Here is a 22,882-nt window from a genome sequence, read left to right as displayed (position 1 = left end):
GCCGGTTGGGGTAGCGTCACGGCGCTGTGCGGAGCGCCACAAGGAGCAGGTCATTGCGCGAGTTCACTGTCCCACCCATGGCGACGGCGCCTCTGGTCGGCGGGCTGGCGGACGTCGTCTTCGAACACGCGGAGGAAGATCCGCACCGCGTCGTGCTCGGGCGCAAGGGCGAGGACGGGTACTGGCACGACGTGTCGGCGGGCCGGTTCCGGGACGAGGTGCTGGCCGTCGCCAAGGGGCTGCTGGCGCACGGGGTGCGGTTCGGCGACCGGGTCGCGATCATGTCCCGTACGCGCTACGAGTGGACGCTCTTCGACTTCGCGTTGTGGACGGTCGGGGCCCAGCCGGTCCCGGTGTATCCCACGGCCTCCGCCGACCAGGTCTTCTGGACCCTGCACGACGCCGGGGTCACCGCCTGCATGGTCGAGCACGAGGACCACGCGATGACCATCGGCTCGGTCGTCGACCGGCTGCCGATGCTCAAGCGGCTGTGGCAGCTCGACACGGGCGCGGAGGCCGAGCTCGTACGGGCGGGCGCGCATATCGACGACGAGGTGGTGCACCGCCACCGCCGTGCGGTGACACCCGATTCCGTGGCGACCGTGATCTACACCTCGGGGACCACCGGGCGGCCCAGGGGCTGTGTGCTCACGCACGCCAACTTCATGTACGAGACCGACACCGTCCTGGCCCGCTGGGAATCGGTGTTCCATTCCACACCGGGCGACGAGGCGGCGACGCTGCTGTTCCTGCCGCTCGCGCATGTCTTCGGGCGGATGGTCGAGGTCGCGGCGGTGCGGGGGCGCGTCAAGCTCGGGCACCAGCCGGTGCTCGCGGCGCACGCGCTGATGCCCGACCTGGTGGCTTTCCGGCCGACCTTCATCCTGGCCGTGCCGTACATCTTCGAGAAGGTCTACAGCGGCGCGCGACGCAAGGCCGAGGCGGCCGGGAAGGCCGGCCCGTTCGACAAGGCCGTCGAGGTGGCGGTGCGGTACGCCGAGGCGCAGGAGCACCGGGCGTTCGGAACCGGATCCGGGCCTTCCGCCGCGCTGCGGCTCCAGCACCAGTTCTTCGAGAAGGCCGTGTACGCGAAGGTGCGCGAGGCCATGGGCGGGCGCGTGCGGCACGCGATGTCCGGCGGTTCGGCGATGGGGCGGCGGCTGGGCCTGTTCTTCGCGGGCGCGGGCGTGACGATCTTCGAGGGGTACGGGCTCACCGAGTCGACGGCGGCCGCGACCGCCAACCCGCCCGAGCGCACCCGGTTCGGCACGGTGGGGCAGCCCCTGCCCGGTACGACCGTGCACATCGCCGACGACGGCGAGATCTGGCTGCGCGGCGGCCAGGTCTTCGCGGGGTACCTGAACGATCCCAAGTCCACCGACGCCGTACTGCGCGACGGCTGGCTGGCCACGGGGGACATCGGTTCGCTGGACGAGGACGGCTATCTGGCGATCACCGGGCGGAAGAAGGAGATCCTGGTGACGTCGGGCGGCAAGAGCGTGTCGCCGGCCGGTCTCGAGGAGCGCGTACGGTCGCATCCGCTGGTGGCCCAGTGCCTCGTCGTCGGCAATGACAGACCGTACATCGCGGCGCTCGTCACGCTCGACCGGGAGGCCGTGGACCACTGGCTCCAGATGCGCGACAAGCCGCCGCTCAGCGCCGCCGACCTGGTGCGGGACCCGGATCTGGAGATGGAGGTACGGCGCGCGGTGGTGGCCGCGAACACGCTGGTCTCGCAGGCGGAGTCGATCCGTACGTTCCGGATACTGGCCCACGAGTTCAGCGAGGAGCACGGGCTGCTGACCCCCTCGCTCAAGCTCAAGCGCAAGGCGATCGAGACGGCGTACCGGGTGGAGGTCGACGCGCTGTACCGGTGACCTCATGATGGGCCATCAGGTAACGCGGAGAATGGGCTGGGAATGCGTGGAGCCCCGTAATCGTTGACGCTGGGAGTACCAACCGACGACGTAAGGATCGATCGCTCGTGAGCAAGGCCCCCTCCCTCACCCTGAACAACGGCGTCGAGATGCCCCAGCTCGGTTTCGGTGTCTGGCAGGTGCCTGATGACGAGGCCGAGAAGGCGGTAGGCACAGCCATCCGGGCCGGGTACCGGTCCATCGACACGGCCGCGATCTACGAGAACGAGACCGGCACGGGCAAGGCCATCGCCGCCTCCGGTGTCGCCCGCGACGAGCTGTTCGTCACGACGAAGCTCTGGAATTCCGAGCAGGGGTTCGACTCCACGCTGCGCGCCTTCGACGACTCGCTGGCGAAGCTGGGGCTGGATTACGTCGACCTGTACCTGATCCACTGGCCGCTGCCCTCCAAGGACGCGTACGTGGACACGTACAAGGCCTTCGAGAAGATCTACGCCGACGGCCGTGCCAAGGCGATCGGCGTCTCCAACTTCCTCCCGGAGCACCTGGAGCGGCTGATCGGCGAGACCTCGGTCGTCCCGGCCGTCAACCAGATCGAGCTCCACCCGCAGCTTCAGCAGGAGGCCTCGCGCGCCTTCCACGCCCAGCACGGCATCGCGACCGAGGCCTGGTCGCCGCTCGGCCAGGGCAAGGGGCTGCTCGAGGTGCCGACGGTCGTCGCCGTGGCCCGCAAGCACGGCAAGACCCCGGCCCAGGCGGTGCTGCGCTGGCACCTGCAGACCGGCAATGTCGTGATTCCCAAGTCCGTGACGCCCTCCCGGATCGATGAGAACCTCGACGTTTTCGACTTCGAGCTGGACGCCGACGACCTGGCGGCCTTCGCCGCTCTCGACGAGGGCAAGCGTCTCGGCCCCGACCCGGCGACCTTCGACTTCGGCGCCTGAGCCCGGGCAGTGCAGGCGTGAGCGCTACGGCGCCCACCGGTTCGCGTACGATCCGGTGGGCGCCGTTCGCCGTGCGCGGCCCCGAAAGCGAACCGGTGGGCGCCGTAGCGGTCCTCAATGCCCCAACTGCCGGAAAGAGTCAAGGAACATGAGCGGGGACGCCCCGAAGCCGCAGGCCGTCCAGGAAGGCCCGTACCGGCTGCGCAATGTCGGCAGCGGGCTGCTCCTGGAGGTGTACGGCGGCCACAAGGGCAGCGGCGCCAACGTCCAGCAGGGCAAGGACACCGGCGCTCCGGCGCAGCGGTGGGAGGTGTCCGCCGTGCACAGCGGCGGCGGCCTGTACCACCTGGTGAACGCCGCCAGCGGCAAGCGGCTCGACGTCGCCGGGGCCTCCACCGAGAACGGCGCCAACGTCCAGCAGTGGAAGGCCAACAACTTCGGCGCCCAGGAGTGGATCATCGAGCAGCACCTGGACGCGCCGGGCACGGTCACGCTGATCAGTTACGTCAGCGGGCTGCTGCTCGAAGTCGCGGAGGGCAGCATGGACGACGGCGCGAATGTGCGGCAGTGGGAGGACACCGACTCCCCCTGCCAGTGGTGGCAGTTGGAGCCGGTGATCACTCCGTAGGCGCGGCGCCCGGCCGCCCGTCGCTCAGGCGTGGCGCCCGGCGGCCCGTCGCTCAGGCACGGTGCGCGATGTGCAGGGTGCGCGCCTGCAGCAGGAACACGTCGCGGCGCCGGGCCAGCCCGGCCACGTCCTGCGCGTCCAGCAGCCGGTCCAGCGTCGCCGCGTCGTCGGCCGTCAGGTGCTCGGCGAACGTCTCCCGCAGCCGCGTGAAACTTTCGACGACCAGGTGGCGCGCGATGCCCGACAGCGGAGCCGGCAGGTCGAGCAGGAAGGAGCGGCTGCCGTCAGGGGTGAGCCCGGCGGCGGCCAGCAGCGCGCTCCAGTCCTCCACCTCCGGCTTCGCGCCGGGCAGCTCCTCGCGCATCTGCGTGAACCGCTCGCTCGACACCACCTCCAGCCGGGCCTCCAGCCCCGGCCTGCCGAACCCGATGTCACGGGGCAGGCGGCGCACCGGAAGCCCGCCCTCGAACAGCGCCACCGTTCCGCCGGGGCGCAGCAGCCCGGCGAAGCCGGTGAGGGCAGCACGCTGGTCTCCGACGTGGTGCAGGGAATTGGCGGCCCACACCAGGTCGGCCTCGCCCAACGAGCCGAGGTCGCCGGGCACTTCGGCGACGACGGTACGCACCCTCGCCCCCAGACCGGACCGCTCCGCCCGCGCCCGCGCGCGCTCAAGGAGCGCCGGCGTACTGTCGACGGCCACGACCTCCGCGTCCGGGAAGACCTCGGCGAGCACGCAGGTGATGATGCCGGGGCCGCTGCCGATGTCCAGAACGCGGCGTACGCCCCGCGCACCCCGGAAGCGCCCGGCGATCCAGGCCGCGGCCTGCTCGTACACGGGAAGGTGCACCTGCGCCTCGTGCTCCAGGTGCGTGCCGAGCGCGTCCCAGTCGAAGTCGGTGGCGTGGTGACGGTGGTGGTGGCTCTTGCTCTGGCTGTCACTGTGGGTATGGGTCATGTGTCCACCTTCTCGCCGGACCGCTCTTTCGGCGAACCTTCTTGCCATTCCAGCAAGTCACCGGCCGCGAGGTGCGGTACGCGTGGGACGGCCGGCCGGGAAGCGCCGGCCGGTCAGGGGCTGCCCGTCGCGTAGAGGGCGCCGAGCTCGCGTGCCGTCTCCCGCAGGCTCTCGCGCAGCTCGGTCGGTTCCAGCACCTCGACCTCCGCGCCGAGTCCGAGGAACTGGCCGTGGGCGTGTCCGGTGGTCTCGATGGGCAGGACGGCCCGTATCCAGTCGCCGGCCGGCTCGGGCGTGCCGGTGGCCGCCACGGCTTCGGCGGCGGCCCCGGTGAGCCGGGCGGCGCCGCGCGGTGAGATCCGTACGACCGCTTCCGCGCGGTGGAGCCCGGCGTGGAAGTCCGCCCGGTACTGCCGCCAGTACGCCGCCAGGTCGAAGCCCTCGGGCGGTCCGTGCTCGAACTCCTCGTCCAGCGTGCGCAGTTCGAGTATCTGGTCGATCCGGTACGTCCGTGGTCCCGGCCCCGCGACGACGTACCAGCGGCCCGCCTTGAGGACCAGGCCGTACGGTTCGAGGCGGCGGTCGACGTCGGTCGGCTCCTTCCAGCGGCGGTAGCGCACGGCGAGCACCGTGCCGTTCCACACCGCGTCCGCGACCTGCGGCAGATACGGCACGGGGTCGTCCTCGGCGTACCACCCTGGTGCGTCAAGGTGGAAGCGCGCCTGCATCCGGTCGACGTGTCCGCGCAGTGCGGCGGGGAGCGACGCCCGCAGCTTCAGCTGGGCGGCAGCGAGCACGGAACCGAGGCCGAGTTCGGCGGCGGGCCCCGGTATGCCCGAGAGGAAGAGCGCCTCGGCCTCGTCGGTGGTGAGGCCGGTGAGCCGGGTCCGGTAGCCCGCGAGGAGCTGGTAGCCGCCGGCGTGTCCGGCGTCGCCGTACAGCGGAACACCGGCGGCGTGCAGGGCCTCGACGTCGCGGTAGACGGTACGTACCGACACCTCCAGCTCTTCCGCGAGCCGGGCAGCGGTCATCCGGCCCCGGGTCTGGAGCAGCAGCAGGATCTGGACGAGGCGGCTCGCACGCATGCCGGAAGTCTGCCGCACTCCACTGACAGAAGGTGTCAGTGGAGCGGCTCTACCTTCCTGCCATGCCTTTTACGGAGAAACTGCTGCGGGTTCCGCCGCCCCTCGAAATCGGCGGCCGCCGCATCAAGCGCTACCACGTCACCGCCGACCCCGCCGGGATCGATCCCGAGGTGGAGAAGGCCGCGTACGCGATCCTCCCCAGCCTGCTGCCCGAGCCCGACGGCACACCGCCGGCGACGTTCGTCGTCCTGCACCGGGGCGGGGACAGCGGGGCGTACCTCAACGCGTACAGCTGGGTGTGGGACAACGCCCTGCACTTCGGCGGCGCGGCGGCGGGCCAGCCCGCGCTGGGCTGCCCGGACCTGGACCCCTCCCACTTCGTCAGGTCGGCGTCCCCGTGGATCGGCTGTGTCTGGGAGCTGCCGCCGATCCTGCACGAACGAGACGCCTGGGTGCGGCACATGCTCGCGGACCCGGCCGCGCCCGATCTCGACTCGTACATCGCCGACACCCTCCCCGAGGGCACGACGGGAGACCGCTCATGAACGACTTCGGCGGCCGAGGTACGTTGCCTCAGCTCGCTCCGTGTCCCGGCGCGATGTCCTCGACCCGGCGGGCGAGCTCGAAGTCGAGGTCGGTGACGGCGCCTCCCGCGCTGTGCGTGTTCACGGTCAGTGCGACGGTGTTGTAACCGAGCGTCAGGTCGGAGTGGTGGTCCAGCTCGTCCTGGATCCCGGCCACGTGGACGACCAGCGCGGCGGCCGCGAAGTGCGTGCCGAGCCGGTACGTACGGGCGATCCGGTTGTCGTCCAGCGACCAGCCGGGGAGTTCGCGGAGACGGTCCTCGATCTCCTTCTGCGACAGCGGCTCAGTGGCCATGGCGAAGCTCCCTCCACGATGCGGTGTGTGCCGGTGTTGCTGATCAGCCTCCCACCTTCCGGTCCGAAATGGCGCTCGTACGGCGTACCCGCATGTCGGTTACCGTCTTGTCCCATGACAACGGTCGCAGTCGACAAGGGTGTGGGCGCGCTGCTGCGCGGCTGGCGTGAGCGGCGCCGGCTGAGCCAGCTTGAGCTGGCGCTGCGCGCCGATTCGTCAGCCCGGCACATCAGCTTCGTCGAGACGGGCAGGTCGCGTCCGAGCGAGGAGATGGTGCTGCGCCTGGCCGAGCACCTCGACGTACCGGTGCGGGAGCGCAACGCCCTGTTGCTGGCGGCGGGTTACGCCCCTCAGTACGCGGAGACTCCGCTCGACGACCCGGCGCTGGGTGCCCTGCGCGAGGGCATCGAGCGGTTGCTGGCGGGATACGAGCCGTACCCCGCACTCGTCGTCGACGGTTCGTACACCGTGGTCGCCGCGAACCGGGGGATCACGATGCTGCTCGACGGCCTGCCGGAGCATCTCCTCACGCCGCCGCTGAACGCGATGCGCATCACCCTGCACCCGGAGGGGCTGGCCCCGCGGATCCGCAATCTGCGGGAGTGGCGCGGGCATCTCCTGGCGCAGATGGAACGCCAGATCGCGCTGGTCAGGTCGGATGCGCTGCGTGTGGTGTACGACGAGGTGGCGGGCTATCCCGTGGCGGAGCGTGAGGCGCCGGACGCGCCGGAGCCGGAGGGTTCGCCATACCCCTACTTCGCGCTGCCGCTCCAGGTGGAGCACAACGGCCGGGTGCTGTCGTTCGTTTCGTCGATCTCGACATTCAACACGCCCTTGGATGTGACGGTTGCCGAGCTGGCCATCGAGACGTTCCTCCCGGCCGACCCGGCGACGGTCAAGTACCTCCAGTCGCTCGGCCCCTGAGCGTGCGGCCACTCAGCGCCGTGCGCGCAGCGCGAGGTGCTGCAGCGCGGCGAAGCCGGCGACGGTCGCGGCCTGCACCGGGATCCAGAACGTCCCGGCGGTCGTCGGCGAGAGCCACAGTGCGAGCGCGACGAGACCGGCCACGGCCCACACCAGGTTCACCTCGATGACGGCCTTGACGGGGAAGGCCGCGGGCTCCCGCCGGGAGGCCAGGTATCCGACGCCTGCGCCGAACACCACCAGGAACACCCCGAGTCCGAACAGCAGCCCGGACCCGACGCCGAGCAGCCGTCCGACGGGGCCGGCGGCGGTGACGTACACGAGCCCGTTCGTGGTGGTGACCACGGCGTCGAGCGCGAGGAAGCGGCGCAGCGCCGTCTGCGGGTCGGTGGTCCGGGAAAGGTTGGCGAGCATGGTTGCGGACATGACGCATCAGCCTCCGTCGAGGTCGTACGGACTGGAAGGGGCCGGGGTCCGGGCGGAGTGCGCCGTCCGGCCCCCGGTAACCGCAACGATGCCGCGCTCGCCGGGGAGCGTCGATTACCTCGCGGGTAATGCCCTGCCGACGGCCCGGCGGAAACGCGGCTGCGACTGAAGATCCACTTCGTATAGAGTTACTTGCAGGTAATGACCGACCTGTACGAGGGGGAAGCTCCTATGCTTCGACGTATTTCCACGATCGCCGTGACCGCCGCGATGACCGGTGGCGTTCTCTTCGCGGCTCTGCCGGCGCACGCTGCCACGACCACCGGCCAGCAGACCATGGCCGCTCGCGGCGGCCACATCACCGTCAACATCGAAGAGCTGCGCAAGCAGTCCGCCGACCTGAAGGCCAAGGCCAAGAAGCTGGACCGGATGGGCGAGCGCGAGGCGGCGAAGCGCGCCCGCGCCCAGGCCGCGGCGATCGACCGGCGGATCCAGCAGCTCATCGACGCCGAGAACAACATGTAGTCCGTACCTCCACGCACCATCGCCCGCCTCGAAACCGCCGGGGCGGGCGTTGTGTTGTGCCGTCGCCGCACCGCGCGCATGACACGCGGAGGCAGGGGAATAGGACAGCGGCACAGTCCAGGCGCTGAGAAGGGTTCCGCGAAGGCCGGGTTGCTGGCTTACGATCACCGCTGACGGCTCGGTTCCCCCGCCGACGTCCGCCCCGCCCCATGGAGGTCAACCGTGTCCAGGACGGCCAAGGGCCATCGTGCCCGCCGCACCCGTACCCTCGCCACCGCCGGCGCCGCCGCGGCCGGGCTGTTCCTCGCCGTGGGCTGTTCCTCGGGCGGCGAAGGGCCTGGCGAGGCGGCCGGCGGCGTACCCGTGGTCGAGAAGGGCAAGCTCACCACCTGCACGCATCTGCCCTACCCGCCCTTCCAGTCGGAGCAGGGCGGCAAGGTCGTCGGTTTCGACGTGGCGCTCATCGACCTCGTCGCCAAGAACCTGAAGGTCGAGCAGAAGATCCTCGACACGCCGTTCGAGAACTTCAAGACCGGCGCGTTCCTCAACTCGGGCCAGTGCGACCTCGCCGCCGCCGGCATGACCATCACCGACGAGCGCGAGAAGAACGTCGACTTCTCCGTCCCGTACTTCGACGCCACCCAGGCACTGCTGGCGACGAAGAAGAGCGGCGTCACCTCGCTGGACGAGGTCAAGTCCAAGAAGAAGAAGCTCGGCGCGCAGGCGGAGACCACCGGTGAGAGCTACGCCACCGGCAAGGGCTTCGACCCGGTGGCGTTCGAGAGTTCCGACGCCGTGCTGAACGGGCTGCGCACCGGCCAGGTCGACGCCGTCATCATCGACTACCCCGTCGTGCAGGGCTGGCTCAAGGACAAGGCGAACGCCGACGCGTTCGTCCTCGGCCAGAACATCGAGACCGGTGAGAAGTACGGTTTCTCGGTGAAGAAGGGCAACACCAAGCTGAAGGCCGCCATCGACAAGGCCATCACCGATGCCAAGGCCGACGGCACCTACAAGAAGCTCTACGAGCGGTGGATCGGACCGATGCCCAAGGTCCAGTCGTGACCTCTCGCCTCTCCAGGCGGCAGCGGCGCCGTATCTCGCAGGGCATCCAGTACGCCCTCTTCGTGGCGGTCCTGGTCCTGGTCGGTGTGCTGGCCGACTGGGACCGGCTGCAGAACCAGTTCGCGCAGAAGGACCTCGTAGCGCAGCTCTTCCCGGAGATCATCACCGTCGCCCTGCGCAACACGGTGGTGTACACGCTCTCCGGCTTCGCGTTCGGGCTCGTACTCGGACTGATCGTCGCGCTCATGCGGCTGTCGTCCGTGGCCCCGTACCGGTGGGTCGCGAGCGTGTACATCGAGATCTTCCGCGGTCTGCCCGCGCTGCTGATCCTCATCTTCGTGGGTGTCGCGGTGCCGCTCGCGTTCCCGGGCACCGAGATTCCCGGTGGTACGTACGGGAAGGTCGCCCTGGGTCTGGGGCTGGTCGCCGCCGCCTACATGGCCGAGACCATCAGGGCCGGCATCCAGGCCGTGCCCAAGGGCCAGATGGAGGCCGCCCGTTCGCTGGGCTTCTCGCATGGCCGGGCGATGGTGTCGGTGATCATCCCACAGGCGTTCCGCATCGTCATCCCGCCGCTGACCAACGAACTCGTCCTGCTGTTCAAGGACTCCTCGCTGGTGCTGTTCCTCGGCATCACCCTCAATGAGCGGGAACTGACCAAGTTCGGCAGGGACCTGGCCAGCCAGACCGCCAACTCCACCCCGATCCTCGTCGCGGGGCTGTGCTACCTGATCGTGACGGTGCCGCTGAGCTTCGTGGTGCGCCGCCTGGAAGCCCGCGCCGACAAGGCCAAGTGAGGACGAGCAGATGCCACAGCCCGAGATCGAGATCCGCGCTCTGCACAAGTCGTTCGGGGACAACCACGTCCTGCGCGGCATCGACCTGGACGTCGCCCGCGGTGACGTGGTGTGCGTCATCGGGCCGTCCGGTTCGGGCAAGTCGACGCTGCTGCGGTGCGTGAACCTGCTGGAGGAGCCCAGCTCGGGCCAGGTCTTCGTCGGCGGCACCGAAGTCACCGACATCGAGGTCGACATCGATGCGGTACGCCGCCGGATCGGCATGGTCTTCCAGCAGTTCAACCTCTTCCCGCACGTGACGGTGACGCAGAACCTCGTCCTTCCCCAGCGGCGCGTGCTCGGCCGGGGCAAGGCCGAGGCCGTCAAGGTGGCCCGCGAGAACCTGGAGCGGGTCGGTCTCGCCGACAAGGCCGACGCCTACCCGGCGCAGCTGTCCGGCGGGCAGCAGCAGCGGGTCGCCATCGCGCGGGCGCTGTCCATGGGGCCGGAGGTGATGCTCTTCGACGAGCCGACGTCCGCGCTCGACCCGGAGCTCGTCGGCGACGTACTCGCGGTGATGCGGGTGCTCGCCTCGGAGGGCATGACGATGATGGTCGTCACCCATGAGATGAGCTTCGCCCGTGAGGTCGCCGACCGCGTCGTGTTCATGGACGGCGGCGTGATCGTCGAGGAGGGGCCGGCGGCGCAGGTCGTGGGCGATCCACAACACCCGCGCACGCGGGACTTCCTCAACCGCATCCTGGACCCGTCCGCCGCCGAGGCGCCGGGCTCCGAAGGCGGCGGGCCCGCGGCCGGCTGACCGCGGCGGGGGGCGAGCGCACATGCGCGGCCCAATGGCAGGGCCGGAGCCGGGGCCAGGGGGCGGATTGGGTTCAGTGAGCCGTCGGGTAGCAGTGCGCCGGGGCGTTCGGGAGGTCCAGGTCCGGACGCCAGGCGCGGAGTACGGACGCCGACGGTACGAAGAGATCCGTGGGTACGTCGTCCGTCCCGAACCACTGCCACCGCACGATCTTGTGCGGTTCGGTGACGCGCGGCGTGCCCGCGGCACTCTCCAGCACCGCGGCGGCCGTGACGCGGGTGACACCGCGGAAGCCGTCCATCAGTACGGCGACGATACGGACGCCCGCGGCGTCGGCGCGCAGGGACGTCTCCTCGGCCAGCTCGCGCACGGCGGCCTCCTCGAAGCTCTCGCCGGCGTCGACCTTGCCGCCGGGCAGCTCCCAGCGGCCGTCGTGCCCGAGCCCGAGCAGGATGCGGTCGCCGGGGCCGACGACGATGACGCCTACGCCGGTCAGGCCGTTCGGGGTGGGGAAGGCCCGCTCCGGGCGCTCGGCGGAGGGCCTCATGCTGCCTGCCTCCTGGTCTTGCGGGCCGCGATCCACGCGTACACCAGCACGCCCGCGAAGAGGAACAGCACGCCCTGGTACACCGCCGCGTAACCCGAGCCCGCCACCAGCCACATCGAGAAGCCGAAAGCCAGGGCCGCGAGGACCGCGTCGCGGAGCAGGCGGGGGCGGCTGACGCGGGCGGACTGGCCCGAGGCCAGGAAGTAGATCTGGGCGGCGGTCGACAGGAGGTAGGGGACCGTCGCCGTGAAGGTGGTGACCAGGACCAGGATCTCGAAGACGCCCTCGGAACCCGCCGTGTAGTTGTAGACCGTCAGGAGCGAGGCGAGTACGGCGGTGACGAGGACGCCCACGGTCGGCACACCGCGCCGCTTCGTGGCGAACACGGCGGGGAAGAGGCCGTCCTTCGCGGCCGCGTACGGCGTCTGCGCGCTCAGCAGCGTCCAGCCGTTCAGCGCACCGGTCATGGACACCAGTGCGGCGCAGGCGACGGCGGTGCCGCCCCACGAGCCGCCGAACATCGCGTTCACGGCGTCGGAGAAGGGCGCGGTCGAGCCGACCAGCTTGTCGTGGGCGACGGTGCCGAAGACCGCGAGCGTGCCGAGCAGGTAGATGAACGCGGCACCGAGTGTGCCGAGGATCGTGGCGCGGCCGACGTTGCGCCGCGGGTCACGGACCTCGCCGGCGCTGACGGCCGCGGACTCCACGCCGAGGTAGCTGAAGAGCAGGATGGCCGCGGAGGCGGAGATCGCGCCGAAGGGCCCCTGGTCGCTCGCCTGGAACGGGCCGAGGTTCGACGCGTCGAAGAAGAAGAGGCCGCCGACGGCCACGAGCAGCAACGGCGCGAACTTCAGCACCGTCGAGACCAGCTGGACCGCGCCCACGTACCGCGTACCGGCCAGGTTGGCGAGCGCGGGCAGCCACTGGAGGACGAGCGCGGCCGTGATCGTGGCGGCGAGCGATCCGTGGACGGGGAGGAGTACGTTCAGGTAGCCGACGGCGGCGACGGCCAGCGCCGCGTTGGACACCCAGGTGGTGATCCAGTAGCTCCAGGCGGCGAGGAAGCCGGCGAAGTCGCCGAAGGCCTCGCGGGCGTAGACGTACGGGCCGCCGGTGCGCGGGTGCTTCTCGGCGAGGCGCCCGAAGACCAGCGCGAGTGCAATAGCGCCGAGGGTCAGGACGCCGAAGGCGACGAGGCTGATGGTGCCGAAGGGGGCGACGGAGGCGGGCAGCAGGAAGATTCCGCCGCCGATGATGTTGCCCATGACCAGGGCGGTCGCGACAGGCAGGCCGAAGCGCCGGGTGTGCTTGTCGGCGGCATCGGCGCCGGTCGCCGCGATGAGCTCGGGGGGTGGGGTGGCCAGGATGGTCATGGGGTGGTGTGTGCCTCTCTCCGTACCAAAACCTGACCATGTTCTGGTACGGAGAGAGGCGCACCAAATCAGGCGGATTTATCCTGCACGGCGCCGTCACTGACCGGAAAAGGTCCTTCCGCTTCCGGTTCCGGCCGCCGATCCTCCGCCGACTCCCCCACCACCATGGGCACCTGCGGCCCCTGGCACTCCCGCAGCCACCGCCGCAGGACCCGGTGCACCTGCTCCGCGCCCGCCAGTTCCCGCCCGTCGCAGACGGGTGCGGAGAGGGTGTACGGCGACATGAGGAACGGTCTGCCCTGTTCGCCGCCGAGGCCGCCGTGCGAGCCGATCTGCTCCTCGAAGGCGTGCACCCGGCCCGTCTCGGGGTCGTGCCAGGAGTTGACCATGATGTCGGCGGCGTGGGGGAAGCCGGAGGTTCTGCGTACGGCGTCGGCGGCGCCCGCGCCGAAGACCGCCAGCGGCCCCGTCTCGCCCGTACGGCCGTCGCCGCTTCCGTCGTCACCGTCCAGCCGCAGTTCCGCGCCGCCGGCCCCGAGCACCAGCGGGCCGTGCTCCTCGCTCCGTACGAGCAGGAAGCCGATTCCGGGGTGATTGGCGAGCGTCGTCAGCAGCGCCGGGTGGTGGCGGTCGATCTGCTCGCGCGTCGCCCGGCCCGCCACGTCGGGGAAGGAGATCAGTCCCAGATTGCCCGAGGCCAGCACCACCGGATCGGTGGCGGGCTCCGGGTGCTCCTGTTCCTCCTCGTCGTCGGGCACCGGCCGGTGCAGCGCGGTCCGTACGGCGTCGCGCGCCTCGGACGCGCTGGTGGTGCGTGCCGCGCGGCGTGGGACCGGCAGCCCGCAGCCGGCCCTGGCGAGGTTGGCGAGGGTGAGCCCGTACGCCGACTGGAAGGTCTCCCCCGGACTCTGCCCGTGGTCGGACAGCAGCACGATCCGGTACGCGCGCGGGGCGTGCTCGGCGACCTTCGCGATCAGCTCCAGCGACCGGTCGAGCCGCTGAAGGACCTTCAGCGCGTCCGTGCTGTGCGGTCCGGAGTGGTGCGCCACTTCGTCGTACGCGACCAGGTCGGCGTAGACGGCAGTACGTCCGGCGAGCATGTCGCCGAGGACGGCGGCGACCACGATGTCCCGCTGGACGACGGTCGCGAAGGCCCGGATGAAGGGGTAGAAGCCGCCGCGCTTCACTCGCGGGCCGTCGCCGCGCAGCCGTGCGCGGGTGGACTGGCCGATCTCGCGGACGACTTCGGCGGCGAAGGACATGGCGGTGCGTACGGCGTTGGCCGGATCGGAGAAGTACGCGAAGTAACCGGCGCGGGACCGGTTGGATTTGCCGCGCCTGGCGGCGATCGACAGGACCAGGGCGAGCTGGTCGGCGCCGCCGCTGAAGAGGTTGCCGCGGCTCGCGCCGTCGAAGGTGAGCAGCCCGCCGTCGCCGGTGCGGGCGATCGCGCGGCGTTGCATCAGGGCCGCGCCGGCCGGGCGGCTGGAGACGACGACCTCCCGGCCCTCCTTCTCGTACCAGCGGAACGCGGGGATGTCGTGGTTGGAGCCGTGCAGTATGCCGAGCTGGCTGGCGCTGGTCTGGCTGGACCAGTCGGTACGCCACGGGGTCAGCCGGTGCGTGGGTTCGTCCCCGCCGAGCCAGGACGCCACGGTCGGCATCAGCCCGTCGGAGACCGCCTGGAGCAGCACGTCGTGGCCGACGCCGTCGAGTTGCAGGAAGAGCGTGCCGGGCAGTCCGTGGCGCCCGTCGTCGCCGCCGCGCCGGCCGCGGCGGTGGGCGAGCCGGGAGAGCCTGCGCCGGTACGCCTCGTCGTCGCGTACCGCGAGCGCTCCGGAGGTCGCCGAGGCGACGGCGGACATGACGGCGGCGACCACCACCGCGGTCTCGGGGTCGGCCTCGCCGCGCCCGTCGGGTATGAGGCTGAGCGCGACGAGCAGCAGCGAGCCGTTGAGGAAGAAGGCGAGCACGCCGACGACGAGTGCCGGTACGAGCAGCAGCGCCCGTACGGCCAGGGGCCAGACCAGCGCGCCGAGCAGGCCGAACGCGCCCGCTCCCCAGACGGCGGTGAGCGCGACCCGGGTGATGCTGTCGGTGTCGTCGGCCTTGAGCTGGAAGTCGGGCAGGATGCCCGCGAGCACCAGCATCGTGAGCGTCGACACGGCCCATACCGTGACCACGCGCAGCAGGGCACTGCCCGCGCTGCGCCATCGCCGTCGGACCACGCCGTCCCCACCTCACGTCCCTGGGCCGTACCTGGGGGCCCGCTTGCTTTCCAGCGTGGCACAGCGGGACGAACCGCTCGGGCCCGCGCCTGGTGATCGACGGCGGCAGGGATCAGAAGAACGCCGGGAAGTTCAGAAAACGGTCAGCAGCCGTCATAACCGGCCGTCGGCATCGACAGTCTCCGGTGCACGCCGGCCTTCGTCGCGGCGCTGTACGCGGGCTCGTCGAGCCCGGCCGTCTCCAGGCGTACGCCCTTGCGCTCGCACTCCGCGGAGAATTCGCGCACGGAGGTCAGGGCCCGCGCGAGCACGCGCTCGTTGGGCGCGACGAACAGGTCGACCGCCCCCGCCTCGACGTCCGCCCACAGCGCGCGGTGGTCCGGGCGCATGCCGTAGCAGAGCAACTGCCGTGTGACGACGTACCCCTTGTCGGCGGCCCAGCGCGCGCACATCGCCTGCTGACTGCGCGTGTCCACCAGGAACGGATCGCTGTCGAGCTCCTCAAGCGGAGTCAGACTGGCGATGACCGCCACTCGTACCTCGTCCATGACGCGACCCCCTGCGGCGCTAGCTGTCGCCGCTGACCCTACTCCGCACGCGCGACGGGGTGGAGGCGCACTGGGCGCACTCAGGGGGAGACGAGTGCATGGTCGTGGCGCTGGCCTCCCCCTCCCCTCGCCGTCACCGCCTACGCTCGTAGCGGGCACATCGCCGGGAGAACCGGCGAGGACCGGCGGGCTGGTGTGACTGGTGTGACTGTGTGACGGCGAGGAGGCCTTTCGTGGCGGTGGAGATCACCTGGTGGGGGCATGCCACCTGCACCGTCGCGGACTCCGGGACCCGGGTGCTGACCGACCCCCTCTTCGCGCGGCGCCTCGCGCATCTGCGCCGCAGGCGCGGTGCGCTGCCGCCGCCCGAGGCCGCCGTGGCCGACGCCGTGCTCGTATCGCACCTGCACGGCGACCATCTGCATCTGCCGTCGCTGGACCGCCTCGCGCCCGGTACCGCGCTGATCGTGCCGCGCGGCGCGGCGCGGGCCGTGCCCGCGCTGCGCAGGGTCGCGGGGCAAGGGCTGCGCATCACCGAAGTGGAGCCGGGCGACGAGGTACGGGTGAAAGGTGTGGTCGTACGGGCGGTTCCGGCGCTGCACGACGGGCGGCGGCTGCCGTTCGGGCCGCACCACGCCCCCGCGCTCGGCTACGTCGTCACCGGTGAGGCGCGTACGTACTTCGCCGGGGACACCGGGCTCTTCGACGACATGGCCGGCGCCGTGGGGCCGGTCGATGTGGCTCTGCTGCCGGTCGGCGGCTGGGGTCCCTTCCTGGGGCACGGGCATCTGGACGCGCGGCGGGCGGCGCAGGCGCTCGCGCGGATCTCGCCGCGCGCGGCCGTGCCGGTGCATTACGGGACGTACTGGCCGATCGGGATGGACGCGGTCAGGCCGCACGAGTTCCACTCGCCGGGTGACGAGTTCGTGCGGCAGGCGGCGCGGCTCGCACCGGACGTCGCGGTGCACCGGCTCCGGCACGGCGAGAGCGTCCGGCCGGCGGACCGCCGGTGATCCAGGCCGGCTTGACCGAAACGGCGCGGGGCGTGGGGGACATGGTGGACGTGGGGGGCATGGTGGGCGTGGTGGGGCAGGTGAGTCAGGTGCCCCCGGAGTCGACGCAGCAGGCGGTCGGCTATCCGGCGCTGTTCGTGCTGGTGCTGCTGGGATCACTGGTGCCGGTGGTACCGACGGGCGCGCTGGTCAGTACGGCCGCCGTGGTGGCCTTTCACCACAGCGACCCGTTCGCGCTGCTCGTCGTCTTCGCACTGGCGGCGTCCGCCGCGTTCCTGGGCGACATAGGTCTGTACTGGCTCGGGCTGCGCGGGGTCCGCTCGAAGAACGGCTCGCGCCTGCTGGAGACGCTGCGCGGCCGGGCCGCGCCCGACCGCCTTGAGCAGGCACGGAGCAAGCTCGACGAGCACAGGTCACAGGTCCTGGTGCTCTCCCGGCTCGTCCCGGCCGGCCGGATCCCGGTGATGGTGGCGTGCCTGCTGTCGCGGATGCCGATGCGCCGGTTCGCACGGGGTGACGTACCGGCCTGCCTCGCCTGGGCGGCGGCGTACCAGCTCATCGGCATCCTCGGTGGCTCGCTCTTCCCCGAGCCGTGGCAGGGCGTGGTTGCGGCGGTGGCCCTGACGCTGGTCATCAGCGGGGCGCCGGCGGTGTGGCGCAGGGTTCGGCGTACGTAACAGCCCTGCCCGGCCGGGCCGTCAAAGCTCCGGGCCGTCAAGGGCTCCGGGCCGTCAGGGCTCCAGCACGCGTGAGCCGCCGATCGGCAGGTCCCACAGCCGGTCGCGCGCCCGGCCCGCCTGCTGCCAGGCCGCCCGTACGCGGGTCAGCGGCTCCAGGACCGGCTCGGCGGAGAGCACGAACGTGCCCCAGTGCATGGGCGCCATGCGCGCCGCGCCGAGGTCATCGCACGCCTGCACGGCCTCTTCCGGGTCCGCGTGTACGTCGCTGAGCCACCAGCGCGGGTCGTACGCGCCGACGGGGAGCAGCGCGAGGTCGATGCCGGGGTGGCGGGCGCCGATCTCCTTGAACCAGTGGCCGTAGCCGGTGTCGCCCGCGAAGTACACCCGTTGTCCGTAGCCCTGTTGGTCGCTGAGTACCCAACCGCCCCACAGGGAGCGGCAGGTGTCGGTGAGGGAACGCTTGCTCCAGTGGTGCGCGGGGACGAAGTCGAAGCGGACCCCGCCCAGTTCGGCGCCCTCCCACCAGTCGAGCTCGGTGACCCGGCTGAAGCCGCGGCGCCGGCACCAGCGGGCCAGGCCGGCCGGGACGAAGAGCGGTGTGTCGTGCGGGAGCCGCTTGAGGGTGGGGGCGTCCAGGTGGTCGTAGTGGTTGTGGCTGATGACCACGGCGTCGATCTGCGGCAGATCCTCCCAGCGGACGCCGACGGGCGTGACGCGGGCGGGCGTACCTAGGATCTTCTGCGACCAGACGGGGTCGGTGAGGATCGTGAGCCCGCCTATGCGTACGACCCAACTGGCGTGGCCCGCCCAGGTGACGGCGAGAGTGGCGGTGTCGACGGCGGGCAGCGGGCCCGGCTCGTACGGCACCAGCGCGATGTCACGGAGGCCTTCGGGTCCCGGCCGCAGGGCTCCCTCGCGGGCGAGTCTCGCGAACGCCTTGAGGCCGGGGAGCGGGGTGGTGAGGCGGTCGGCGAACGACCGGGGCCAGGTGCGGATCTCACCCAGGGGCCGGGGCGGAGAGAGCGTGCCGGGGCCGGCGAGGGAGCGTTCGGTCCGCCGCTCGGTCTGCTGCTCGGTCTGCGCTTGCGTCTCCGTCATCGAGAGGGCTCCGTTCGGTGGCGTAAGCCGGGTTGGGGTCAGCGAAGTTCGTCGAAGGCCTGGGTGAACGTGCTCAACGCTCGGGCCACATGCGGCAATTCCAGTGGCCGCGCTGACGTGAGGGACTCCAGACGCTGCTCCGGGGTTGCCCCGAGCAGCGGAGCGGTCGCGATCCGTACGCGCAGCGTGCCCATTTCATCGCCGAACCGGTGACCGCCTGGAGTGGGGGTGTCGAGGCGTGCGCTCAGGTACTCCTCCAGCTCCATCGAGTCGGTGACCTCACGGGCGGCGAGGCCGGCGCGCAGGGGCCCGAGGTCGGCGTACAGGTGGCGGCCGGCCTGGGGCGGGCGGGCGAGCGCGCCGGAGACGAGGACCGCGCGGTGCGCGGCGGCGGCCACGCGTGCGTGCAGCGCGGCGGCGGTCCGGAGCCTGACGGCCACCGGCTCCGGCTCACCGAGCGCGTACGTCGCCGCCTCCGCGACCGGCCCGGCGACCACGGCGCCGATCGCGGTCAGCAGGTCGAGGGTCCTGGCGTGCAGGGCGGCGCCGTACCCCGTGAGAGGGCAGCGGGCGACGGCGGCGGGCCAGCTCGCCGGGGTGTACGCCCCCGCCAGGTCGGCGAGGACGGTCACCTGGTCCGGGAACATTTCGGCGGGGCTGACGAACACCGTCTCCTGGGGGCGGTGCAGCGTGTCGCCCCAGGTCTCGTCGCTGATGATGTGCAGGCCCTCGGAAACCGCCGCCTCGCAGACCTCGTGCACGAGTTCGGGCGGGGCGACGGTGGCGGTCGGGTCGTCGGGGACGCACAGCAGCAGGAGGCGCGGGTCGCCGCCCTCGTCACGGACCCGTCGTACGGTCTCAAGGAGTGCGAACGGATCGGGTACGCCGCCGCACTCGGCCGGCGTGGGCGCGTGGTAGGCCGCCCGGCCGAGCATCGTGGCCTGCGGCACCCACCAGGCGGGGCAGGGCCGCGGCAGCAGGACGTCGCCGCCGACGGCCGCCATCAGCGCGAACAGCAGCGGCTGGGCGCCGGACGCGGCGGCCACGCAGCGCGCCTCGGCGTGCAGCCCGCGCCGCCACCAGTACGCGGCGGCGGCCCCGCGCAGGGCGGGCCCGCCGCCGGGGGGTTCGGCGTGGGTGCGCCCGGCGGCCGCGGCGAGGACGGCGGACAGCTCCGGCAGTACGGGCAGGCCGGGGCCGGGGGCGGGCGACCCGATACGCGGACCGGGCCGCGTCCTTCCTCGGCCGTCCGCTGCATGCGCTCACCTCCTGGCCGATCGGCTGGCCCTGAATACGGTTATACGGGTGGTTCGGGGGCGGCGCTTGCGGGCGCGGCCCAGCAGGCGACCCGCGCACCAGGCCGGCGGCCCTCAACCGCCGGAAGGACTTGATCTACGCGGGCAAGGGCACACTTTCCCCGGGGAAGGCGGTGCATGCCACCCACCGGTCAACCCGGCCGCCGCCCATGCGGCCCGTCCGGCGACTGAGGACACGCGCGCGGAAGAGGGCGCGTGAGCAGGCGCCGCGGTGGTGAGCCGCGCGGCTCGTCGGGCGTAAGGCCGGGCCGGGGGTTTGCGGGCGTACGGCACGGATGAGCGGTGCCGCTGCGGCGATACGTCGCCGGGCACGGCCGGGTACGACGAGACGGGCTCACCCCGCCGGGCGCCTTCACCGGCCTGTGGTCGTCCCCGCCCGGCAGAACGGGCGCAAGCCGCCCTAGCCGCCCTAGGGCTGCTGCGTGAGCCGGGCCAGGGTGCTTTCCAGGCCGCTCCCCTTGCCCGCGACGACCGTCTCCGCGACCTCCGCCAGCTTGCGGTTCGACCGCTGCGAGAGCTGCCGCAGCACCGCGAACGCCTCACCGCTGTCGCAGCACAGCACATGCATGACGATGCCGCAGGCCTGGTCGATGACAGCGCGCGAGCGCAGCGCCGTCTCCAGCTGGTCCACCTCGGCCAGGGCCTGGCGATAGCGCCGGTCCCGGACCAGACCGGCGGTCACCTGTTCGCCGAGGACGCCCACCGGGCCGTACGCCGCGCGCTCCAGGGCGCCGGGGCGGAAACTGTAGAGGCTGACGGTGACCTCGATGCCGGTCCGGCAGAAGGGAAGGGTCACACTGGCCCGTACGCCGGAATCGAGCGCCAGGGCCCGGTACTCGGGCCACCGCTCCTCATGCAGCAGGTCGTGCGCGTCCACGGGCTCGCCGCGGTCGATCGCGGTCGGGATCGGCCCGTCCCCCACGGCCAACTGGAGGGAGGCGAGTGCGGCCAGATCCGGGTGGGTCGCCGTGGCGCGCCGTTCCGTGCCGCCGTCGGCCATCGTCGCCACGGCGCCGCAACTGGCGGGGGCGCAGCGTGCGGACTGTTCCGCCAGCTCGGAGAGCCTGCGCACCGCGGATTCAGGCTCCAGTCCATGGACTTCCGGCTCGGGATGCATGTGGCGTCCTCCCTTCCTTGTGCGGCTTCCCACCACCCGGTCCGCAAAACGGCCGGACCCGTTAGCTTTCTCGTATGACGCAGACGGACGACTTCGGCGCGGAGCTGGCAGATTTCGTCAGACGGGTCGGCGAGTTGAGGGCAGCGCGTGCGCTGCCGCCCGACGAGCACCTCGCCGTCCTCGACGCGGCTCTCTTCGAACTCCGGCACGTGGCCGACACGTTGTGGCCCCGTTACGAGCGACTGAAGGCAGCCGCCCCCAACGCCTCCTCCCCCGACCGGCAGGAGCGACAGGAGCGGCAGTTGCTCAAGGCCCTGTTCCAGCGGCTGCCGATGGCGGTCGCCCTGGTGGACAGGGACACCGTCGTACGGCGGATGAACTTCGCCGCGACGGGACTCACCGGCGTACGCGCCGGGTACGCGACCGGGCGCCCGCTCGCGGCGCTCCTGAGCCCCGGTGACCGGGGCGCGTTCCGGTCCCAGGCCGCGGCCGTGGCGCGCGGTGAGGGCGACCGGAGCCTGTTCGTCCATCTCCAGCAGCGGCCGGACGAGCGGCTGCTGGCCACCCTCACCGCGCTGCGCCCGCCGGACGAGCCGCATCCGGCGGTGCTCGTCGTCTTCCAGACCGGGGTTTCCCCCGGCGCGGCTCTGCCCGGTGAGAGGTCGCGGCCCGCGGGCGCCGTCGCGGCGGTCCGGCGGCGCCCCGCGCTGCCGGACCTCGCCGAGACGACCCGGCACACGGAGCTCCTGGACCTGGTCGACGCGATGACGACGGAGCTGCTGTCCGTCGTGCCCGGGGACCAGGAAGCCGCCCTGGGAGGCGCGGCCCGAGTGCTGCACGAACGTTTCGCCGACTGGGTGATCGCCGACACCGTCGCCGGAAAGCCCCTCAAGCGCACGCTCGTGCTCGGCCCAGGTGGTCCGGGCGACGAGGCGCTCGTACAGGTACTGGCCGGGCAGGACCCGGCCGGCTGCCCGCTGGTGACGGAGGCCGCCCGCGGCGGCTCCGCGAGCCTCCAGGTGCGGCCGGAGGACACGGAAGGCTTTGGTCACGACCCGGCGGGTGATCCGGTGCTCGTACGGGCGGACGTCACCTCACTGCTGTGCGTGCCGCTGACGGCGCCGGGCGACGGCGGGGCCACCGGGCCCGTACAGGGAGTGCTCACCCTGTTCCGTACGGGCGCCCGCAGGGCGTTCTCCATGGCGGAGGGCCAGGTCATGGACCTGATGTCGCGCCACGCGGCGCTCGCTATGCGGCGTCCCGCAGAGCCTCGTCGCGCAGGCGGGTACAGCAGCGGCTGATCAGCCGGGAGACGTGCATCTGGGAGAGCCCGAGGTCCTCGGCGATGCTGCTCTGCGTCATGTCGCGGAAGAAGCGCATGTAGAGGATCTTCTTCTCGCGCTCGGGGAGCCTGTTGAGGGCCGGCTTGACGGCCTCGCGGTCGACGACGACGTCGAGTGCGCCGTCGGGGCCGCCGAGGGCGTCGCTGAGTGAGTACCCGTCGCCCGTACCGGGCAGCTGGGCGTCGAGGGACAGCGCGGTGAAGGAGTCGAGTGCCTCAAGGCCGGTGGCGGCCTCCTCCTCGGTCATGCCGGCCTTCTCGGCGATCTCCGCGACGGTGGGGGCATGGCCCGAGACGGTCGCGGACAGCTCCTGGCTGGCGGCGCGGACGCGGTTGCGCAGGTCCTGGACGCGGCGCGGCACGTGGAGGGTCCACATGTGGTCGCGGAAGTGGCGCTTGATCTCGCCGGTGATGGTCGGTACGGCGTAGCTCTCGAAGGCCGAGCCGTGGTCCGGGTCGTACCGGTCGACGGCCTTGACCAGGCCGAGCGCGGCCACCTGGCGCAGGTCCTCGATGGCCTCGCCGCGGTTGCGGAACCGGCCCGCGAGCCGGTCGGCCATCGGCAGCCAGGCGTTCACGATCTCCTGGCGCAGCGCGTCCCGCTCCTCGCCCTCGGGCATGGCACACAGGCGTCGGAAGGCCTCGGTGGTGTCGGGGGCGTCGTGGTGCGGGTGTGTCCTGCGGACGGTGGTGGTACGCATCTTCGTTGCAACTCC

24 protein-coding genes are annotated in these 22,882 nt (G+C 71.7%); 12 read left to right on the top strand and 12 right to left on the bottom strand.

Translation table 11 applies throughout. From position 1 onward, the window contains the following. Nucleotides 1-77: 77 nt before the first annotated feature. The 3 genes from G412_RS0116410 (at nt 78) to G412_RS0116400 (ending at nt 3,449) form a co-directional block, all read left to right on the top strand. Nucleotides 78-1,877, top strand: a complete 1,800-nt coding sequence (locus tag G412_RS0116410; protein ID WP_028813037.1) for an AMP-dependent synthetase/ligase — start codon at nt 78-80, stop codon at nt 1,875-1,877. A 107-nt stretch (nt 1,878-1,984) separates the two neighbouring features. Next, on the top strand, nt 1,985-2,821 hold the full coding sequence (locus G412_RS0116405; RefSeq protein ID WP_028813036.1) for an aldo/keto reductase: 837 nt from the start codon (nt 1,985-1,987) through the stop codon (nt 2,819-2,821). A 148-nt stretch (nt 2,822-2,969) separates the two neighbouring features. Next, nucleotides 2,970-3,449 carry an RICIN domain-containing protein gene (locus G412_RS0116400; RefSeq protein ID WP_028813035.1) on the top strand — a complete coding sequence of 160 codons (480 nt, stop codon included), beginning with the start codon at nt 2,970-2,972 and terminating at the stop codon, nt 3,447-3,449. Nucleotides 3,450-3,501: 52 nt separating this feature from the next. Here G412_RS0116400 and G412_RS0116395 read toward each other — a convergent pair whose 3' ends face one another. Both G412_RS0116395 and G412_RS0116390 read right to left on the bottom strand, forming a co-directional pair. Next, entirely contained in the window at nt 3,502-4,404 is a 903-nt protein-coding gene (locus tag G412_RS0116395; protein WP_028813034.1) for a class I SAM-dependent methyltransferase, read from the bottom strand. 113 nt (nt 4,405-4,517) lie between these two features. Next, entirely contained in the window at nt 4,518-5,489 is a 972-nt protein-coding gene (locus G412_RS0116390; RefSeq protein WP_028813033.1) for a helix-turn-helix transcriptional regulator, read from the bottom strand. 62 nt (nt 5,490-5,551) lie between these two features. Between G412_RS0116390 and G412_RS0116385 the strand changes: the two genes are divergently transcribed. Further along, the gene (locus G412_RS0116385; protein WP_028813032.1) at nt 5,552-6,034 is read left to right on the top strand and encodes a hypothetical protein; all 483 of its coding nucleotides are present in this window, start codon (nt 5,552-5,554) and stop codon (nt 6,032-6,034) included. A 28-nt stretch (nt 6,035-6,062) separates the two neighbouring features. Here G412_RS0116385 and G412_RS0116380 read toward each other — a convergent pair whose 3' ends face one another. Then, nucleotides 6,063-6,368: a 4a-hydroxytetrahydrobiopterin dehydratase gene (locus G412_RS0116380; protein WP_028813031.1), complete on the bottom strand. Its 306-nt coding sequence runs from the start codon at nt 6,366-6,368 to the stop codon at nt 6,063-6,065. A 114-nt stretch (nt 6,369-6,482) separates the two neighbouring features. Here G412_RS0116380 and G412_RS0116375 point away from each other — a divergent pair, with 114 nt between their 5' ends. After that, the gene (locus G412_RS0116375) at nt 6,483-7,292 is read left to right on the top strand and encodes a helix-turn-helix domain-containing protein (RefSeq protein WP_028813030.1); all 810 of its coding nucleotides are present in this window, start codon (nt 6,483-6,485) and stop codon (nt 7,290-7,292) included. Between the two features lie 12 nt (nt 7,293-7,304). Here the strand turns inward: G412_RS0116375 and G412_RS0116370 are convergent, their stop codons facing one another. After that, nucleotides 7,305-7,718 (bottom strand): hypothetical protein, encoded by a 414-nt coding sequence (locus tag G412_RS0116370; RefSeq protein ID WP_028813029.1) that lies wholly within the window; start codon nt 7,716-7,718, stop codon nt 7,305-7,307. 231 nt (nt 7,719-7,949) lie between these two features. Between G412_RS0116370 and G412_RS0116365 the strand changes: the two genes are divergently transcribed. The 4 genes from G412_RS0116365 (at nt 7,950) to G412_RS34735 (ending at nt 10,904) form a co-directional block, all read left to right on the top strand. Continuing rightward, nucleotides 7,950-8,243, top strand: coding sequence for a hypothetical protein (locus G412_RS0116365; RefSeq protein ID WP_028813028.1), 294 nt, complete (start codon nt 7,950-7,952; stop codon nt 8,241-8,243). Between the two features lie 222 nt (nt 8,244-8,465). Next, on the top strand, nt 8,466-9,308 hold the full coding sequence (locus G412_RS0116360; RefSeq protein ID WP_028813027.1) for an ABC transporter substrate-binding protein: 843 nt from the start codon (nt 8,466-8,468) through the stop codon (nt 9,306-9,308). Continuing rightward, on the top strand, nt 9,275-10,105 hold the full coding sequence (locus tag G412_RS0116355) for an amino acid ABC transporter permease (RefSeq protein ID WP_208857891.1): 831 nt from the start codon (nt 9,275-9,277) through the stop codon (nt 10,103-10,105). The genes G412_RS0116360 and G412_RS0116355 overlap by 34 nt, the downstream gene beginning before the upstream one ends. Before the next feature lie 10 nt (nt 10,106-10,115). Beyond that, nucleotides 10,116-10,904 carry an amino acid ABC transporter ATP-binding protein gene (locus tag G412_RS34735; RefSeq protein ID WP_037648925.1) on the top strand — a complete coding sequence of 263 codons (789 nt, stop codon included), beginning with the start codon at nt 10,116-10,118 and terminating at the stop codon, nt 10,902-10,904. A 73-nt stretch (nt 10,905-10,977) separates the two neighbouring features. On the opposite strand, the gene G412_RS34730 is transcribed toward G412_RS34735, so the two are convergent. The 4 genes from G412_RS34730 to G412_RS0116330 form a co-directional block, all read right to left on the bottom strand. Beyond that, the gene (locus tag G412_RS34730; protein WP_037648923.1) at nt 10,978-11,451 is read right to left on the bottom strand and encodes a nucleotide triphosphate diphosphatase NUDT15; all 474 of its coding nucleotides are present in this window, start codon (nt 11,449-11,451) and stop codon (nt 10,978-10,980) included. Beyond that, the gene (locus G412_RS0116340) at nt 11,448-12,824 is read right to left on the bottom strand and encodes an amino acid permease (RefSeq protein WP_078607034.1); all 1,377 of its coding nucleotides are present in this window, start codon (nt 12,822-12,824) and stop codon (nt 11,448-11,450) included. The genes G412_RS34730 and G412_RS0116340 overlap by 4 nt, the downstream gene beginning before the upstream one ends. Before the next feature lie 68 nt (nt 12,825-12,892). Then, the gene (locus G412_RS0116335; RefSeq protein ID WP_028813024.1) at nt 12,893-15,052 is read right to left on the bottom strand and encodes a phage holin family protein; all 2,160 of its coding nucleotides are present in this window, start codon (nt 15,050-15,052) and stop codon (nt 12,893-12,895) included. 143 nt (nt 15,053-15,195) lie between these two features. Continuing rightward, nucleotides 15,196-15,600 carry a recombinase family protein gene (locus G412_RS0116330; protein WP_028813023.1) on the bottom strand — a complete coding sequence of 135 codons (405 nt, stop codon included), beginning with the start codon at nt 15,598-15,600 and terminating at the stop codon, nt 15,196-15,198. A 233-nt stretch (nt 15,601-15,833) separates the two neighbouring features. Between G412_RS0116330 and G412_RS0116325 the strand changes: the two genes are divergently transcribed. Both G412_RS0116325 and G412_RS0116320 read left to right on the top strand, forming a co-directional pair. Beyond that, nucleotides 15,834-16,613, top strand: a complete 780-nt coding sequence (locus tag G412_RS0116325) for an MBL fold metallo-hydrolase (RefSeq protein WP_028813022.1) — start codon at nt 15,834-15,836, stop codon at nt 16,611-16,613. A gap of 59 nt (nt 16,614-16,672) precedes the next feature. Further along, the gene (locus tag G412_RS0116320) at nt 16,673-17,290 is read left to right on the top strand and encodes a DedA family protein (RefSeq protein ID WP_028813021.1); all 618 of its coding nucleotides are present in this window, start codon (nt 16,673-16,675) and stop codon (nt 17,288-17,290) included. Nucleotides 17,291-17,344: 54 nt separating this feature from the next. Here the strand turns inward: G412_RS0116320 and G412_RS0116315 are convergent, their stop codons facing one another. The 3 genes from G412_RS0116315 to G412_RS0116305 all read right to left on the bottom strand — a co-directional run bounded on the left by G412_RS0116315 (nt 17,345) and on the right by G412_RS0116305 (nt 20,824). Then, nucleotides 17,345-18,391: an MBL fold metallo-hydrolase gene (locus G412_RS0116315; RefSeq protein ID WP_028813020.1), complete on the bottom strand. Its 1,047-nt coding sequence runs from the start codon at nt 18,389-18,391 to the stop codon at nt 17,345-17,347. Nucleotides 18,392-18,429: 38 nt separating this feature from the next. Next, nucleotides 18,430-19,608 carry an aminotransferase class I/II-fold pyridoxal phosphate-dependent enzyme gene (locus G412_RS34725; RefSeq protein ID WP_106964106.1) on the bottom strand — a complete coding sequence of 393 codons (1,179 nt, stop codon included), beginning with the start codon at nt 19,606-19,608 and terminating at the stop codon, nt 18,430-18,432. Between the two features lie 508 nt (nt 19,609-20,116). Continuing rightward, nucleotides 20,117-20,824 carry an ANTAR domain-containing response regulator gene (locus G412_RS0116305; protein WP_037648920.1) on the bottom strand — a complete coding sequence of 236 codons (708 nt, stop codon included), beginning with the start codon at nt 20,822-20,824 and terminating at the stop codon, nt 20,117-20,119. Between the two features lie 74 nt (nt 20,825-20,898). Here G412_RS0116305 and G412_RS0116300 point away from each other — a divergent pair, with 74 nt between their 5' ends. Next, nucleotides 20,899-22,125: a PAS domain-containing protein gene (locus tag G412_RS0116300; protein WP_028813018.1), complete on the top strand. Its 1,227-nt coding sequence runs from the start codon at nt 20,899-20,901 to the stop codon at nt 22,123-22,125. On the opposite strand, the gene G412_RS0116295 is transcribed toward G412_RS0116300, so the two are convergent. Continuing rightward, nucleotides 22,073-22,867 (bottom strand): RNA polymerase sigma factor SigF, encoded by a 795-nt coding sequence (locus G412_RS0116295; RefSeq protein WP_028813017.1) that lies wholly within the window; start codon nt 22,865-22,867, stop codon nt 22,073-22,075. The genes G412_RS0116300 and G412_RS0116295 overlap by 53 nt on opposite strands. Nucleotides 22,868-22,882: the final 15 nt, after the last annotated feature.

This window comes from Streptomyces flavidovirens DSM 40150, assembly GCF_000429085.1.
Lineage (GTDB): Bacteria > Actinomycetota > Actinomycetes > Streptomycetales > Streptomycetaceae > Streptomyces > Streptomyces flavidovirens.
Note: the sequence above shows the minus strand (reverse complement) of the source record. Positions and strands in the feature narration are given on the sequence as shown.

Bases quoted from the DNA above. Each gene is read 5' to 3' on its own strand.
- G412_RS0116410 (WP_028813037.1), top strand. From the start codon at position 78: ATGGCGACGGCGCCTCTGGTCGGCGGGCTGGCGGACGTCGTCTTCGAA.
- G412_RS0116400 (WP_028813035.1), top strand. From the start codon at position 2,970: ATGAGCGGGGACGCCCCGAAGCCGCAGGCCGTCCAGGAAGGCCCGTAC.
- G412_RS0116395 (WP_028813034.1), bottom strand. From the start codon at position 4,404: ATGACCCATACCCACAGTGACAGCCAGAGCAAGAGCCACCACCACCGT.
- G412_RS0116390 (WP_028813033.1), bottom strand. From the start codon at position 5,489: ATGCGTGCGAGCCGCCTCGTCCAGATCCTGCTGCTGCTCCAGACCCGG.
- G412_RS0116385 (WP_028813032.1), top strand. From the start codon at position 5,552: ATGCCTTTTACGGAGAAACTGCTGCGGGTTCCGCCGCCCCTCGAAATC.
- G412_RS0116380 (WP_028813031.1), bottom strand. From the start codon at position 6,368: ATGGCCACTGAGCCGCTGTCGCAGAAGGAGATCGAGGACCGTCTCCGC.
- G412_RS0116375 (WP_028813030.1), top strand. From the start codon at position 6,483: ATGACAACGGTCGCAGTCGACAAGGGTGTGGGCGCGCTGCTGCGCGGC.
- G412_RS0116370 (WP_028813029.1), bottom strand. From the start codon at position 7,718: ATGTCCGCAACCATGCTCGCCAACCTTTCCCGGACCACCGACCCGCAG.
- G412_RS0116365 (WP_028813028.1), top strand. From the start codon at position 7,950: ATGCTTCGACGTATTTCCACGATCGCCGTGACCGCCGCGATGACCGGT.
- G412_RS34735 (WP_037648925.1), top strand. From the start codon at position 10,116: ATGCCACAGCCCGAGATCGAGATCCGCGCTCTGCACAAGTCGTTCGGG.
- G412_RS34730 (WP_037648923.1), bottom strand. From the start codon at position 11,451: ATGAGGCCCTCCGCCGAGCGCCCGGAGCGGGCCTTCCCCACCCCGAAC.
- G412_RS0116340 (WP_078607034.1), bottom strand. From the start codon at position 12,824: ATGACCATCCTGGCCACCCCACCCCCCGAGCTCATCGCGGCGACCGGC.
- G412_RS0116330 (WP_028813023.1), bottom strand. From the start codon at position 15,600: ATGGACGAGGTACGAGTGGCGGTCATCGCCAGTCTGACTCCGCTTGAG.
- G412_RS0116320 (WP_028813021.1), top strand. From the start codon at position 16,673: ATGGTGGGCGTGGTGGGGCAGGTGAGTCAGGTGCCCCCGGAGTCGACG.
- G412_RS0116315 (WP_028813020.1), bottom strand. From the start codon at position 18,391: ATGACGGAGACGCAAGCGCAGACCGAGCAGCAGACCGAGCGGCGGACC.
- G412_RS0116305 (WP_037648920.1), bottom strand. From the start codon at position 20,824: ATGCATCCCGAGCCGGAAGTCCATGGACTGGAGCCTGAATCCGCGGTG.
- G412_RS0116300 (WP_028813018.1), top strand. From the start codon at position 20,899: ATGACGCAGACGGACGACTTCGGCGCGGAGCTGGCAGATTTCGTCAGA.
- G412_RS0116295 (WP_028813017.1), bottom strand. From the start codon at position 22,867: ATGCGTACCACCACCGTCCGCAGGACACACCCGCACCACGACGCCCCC.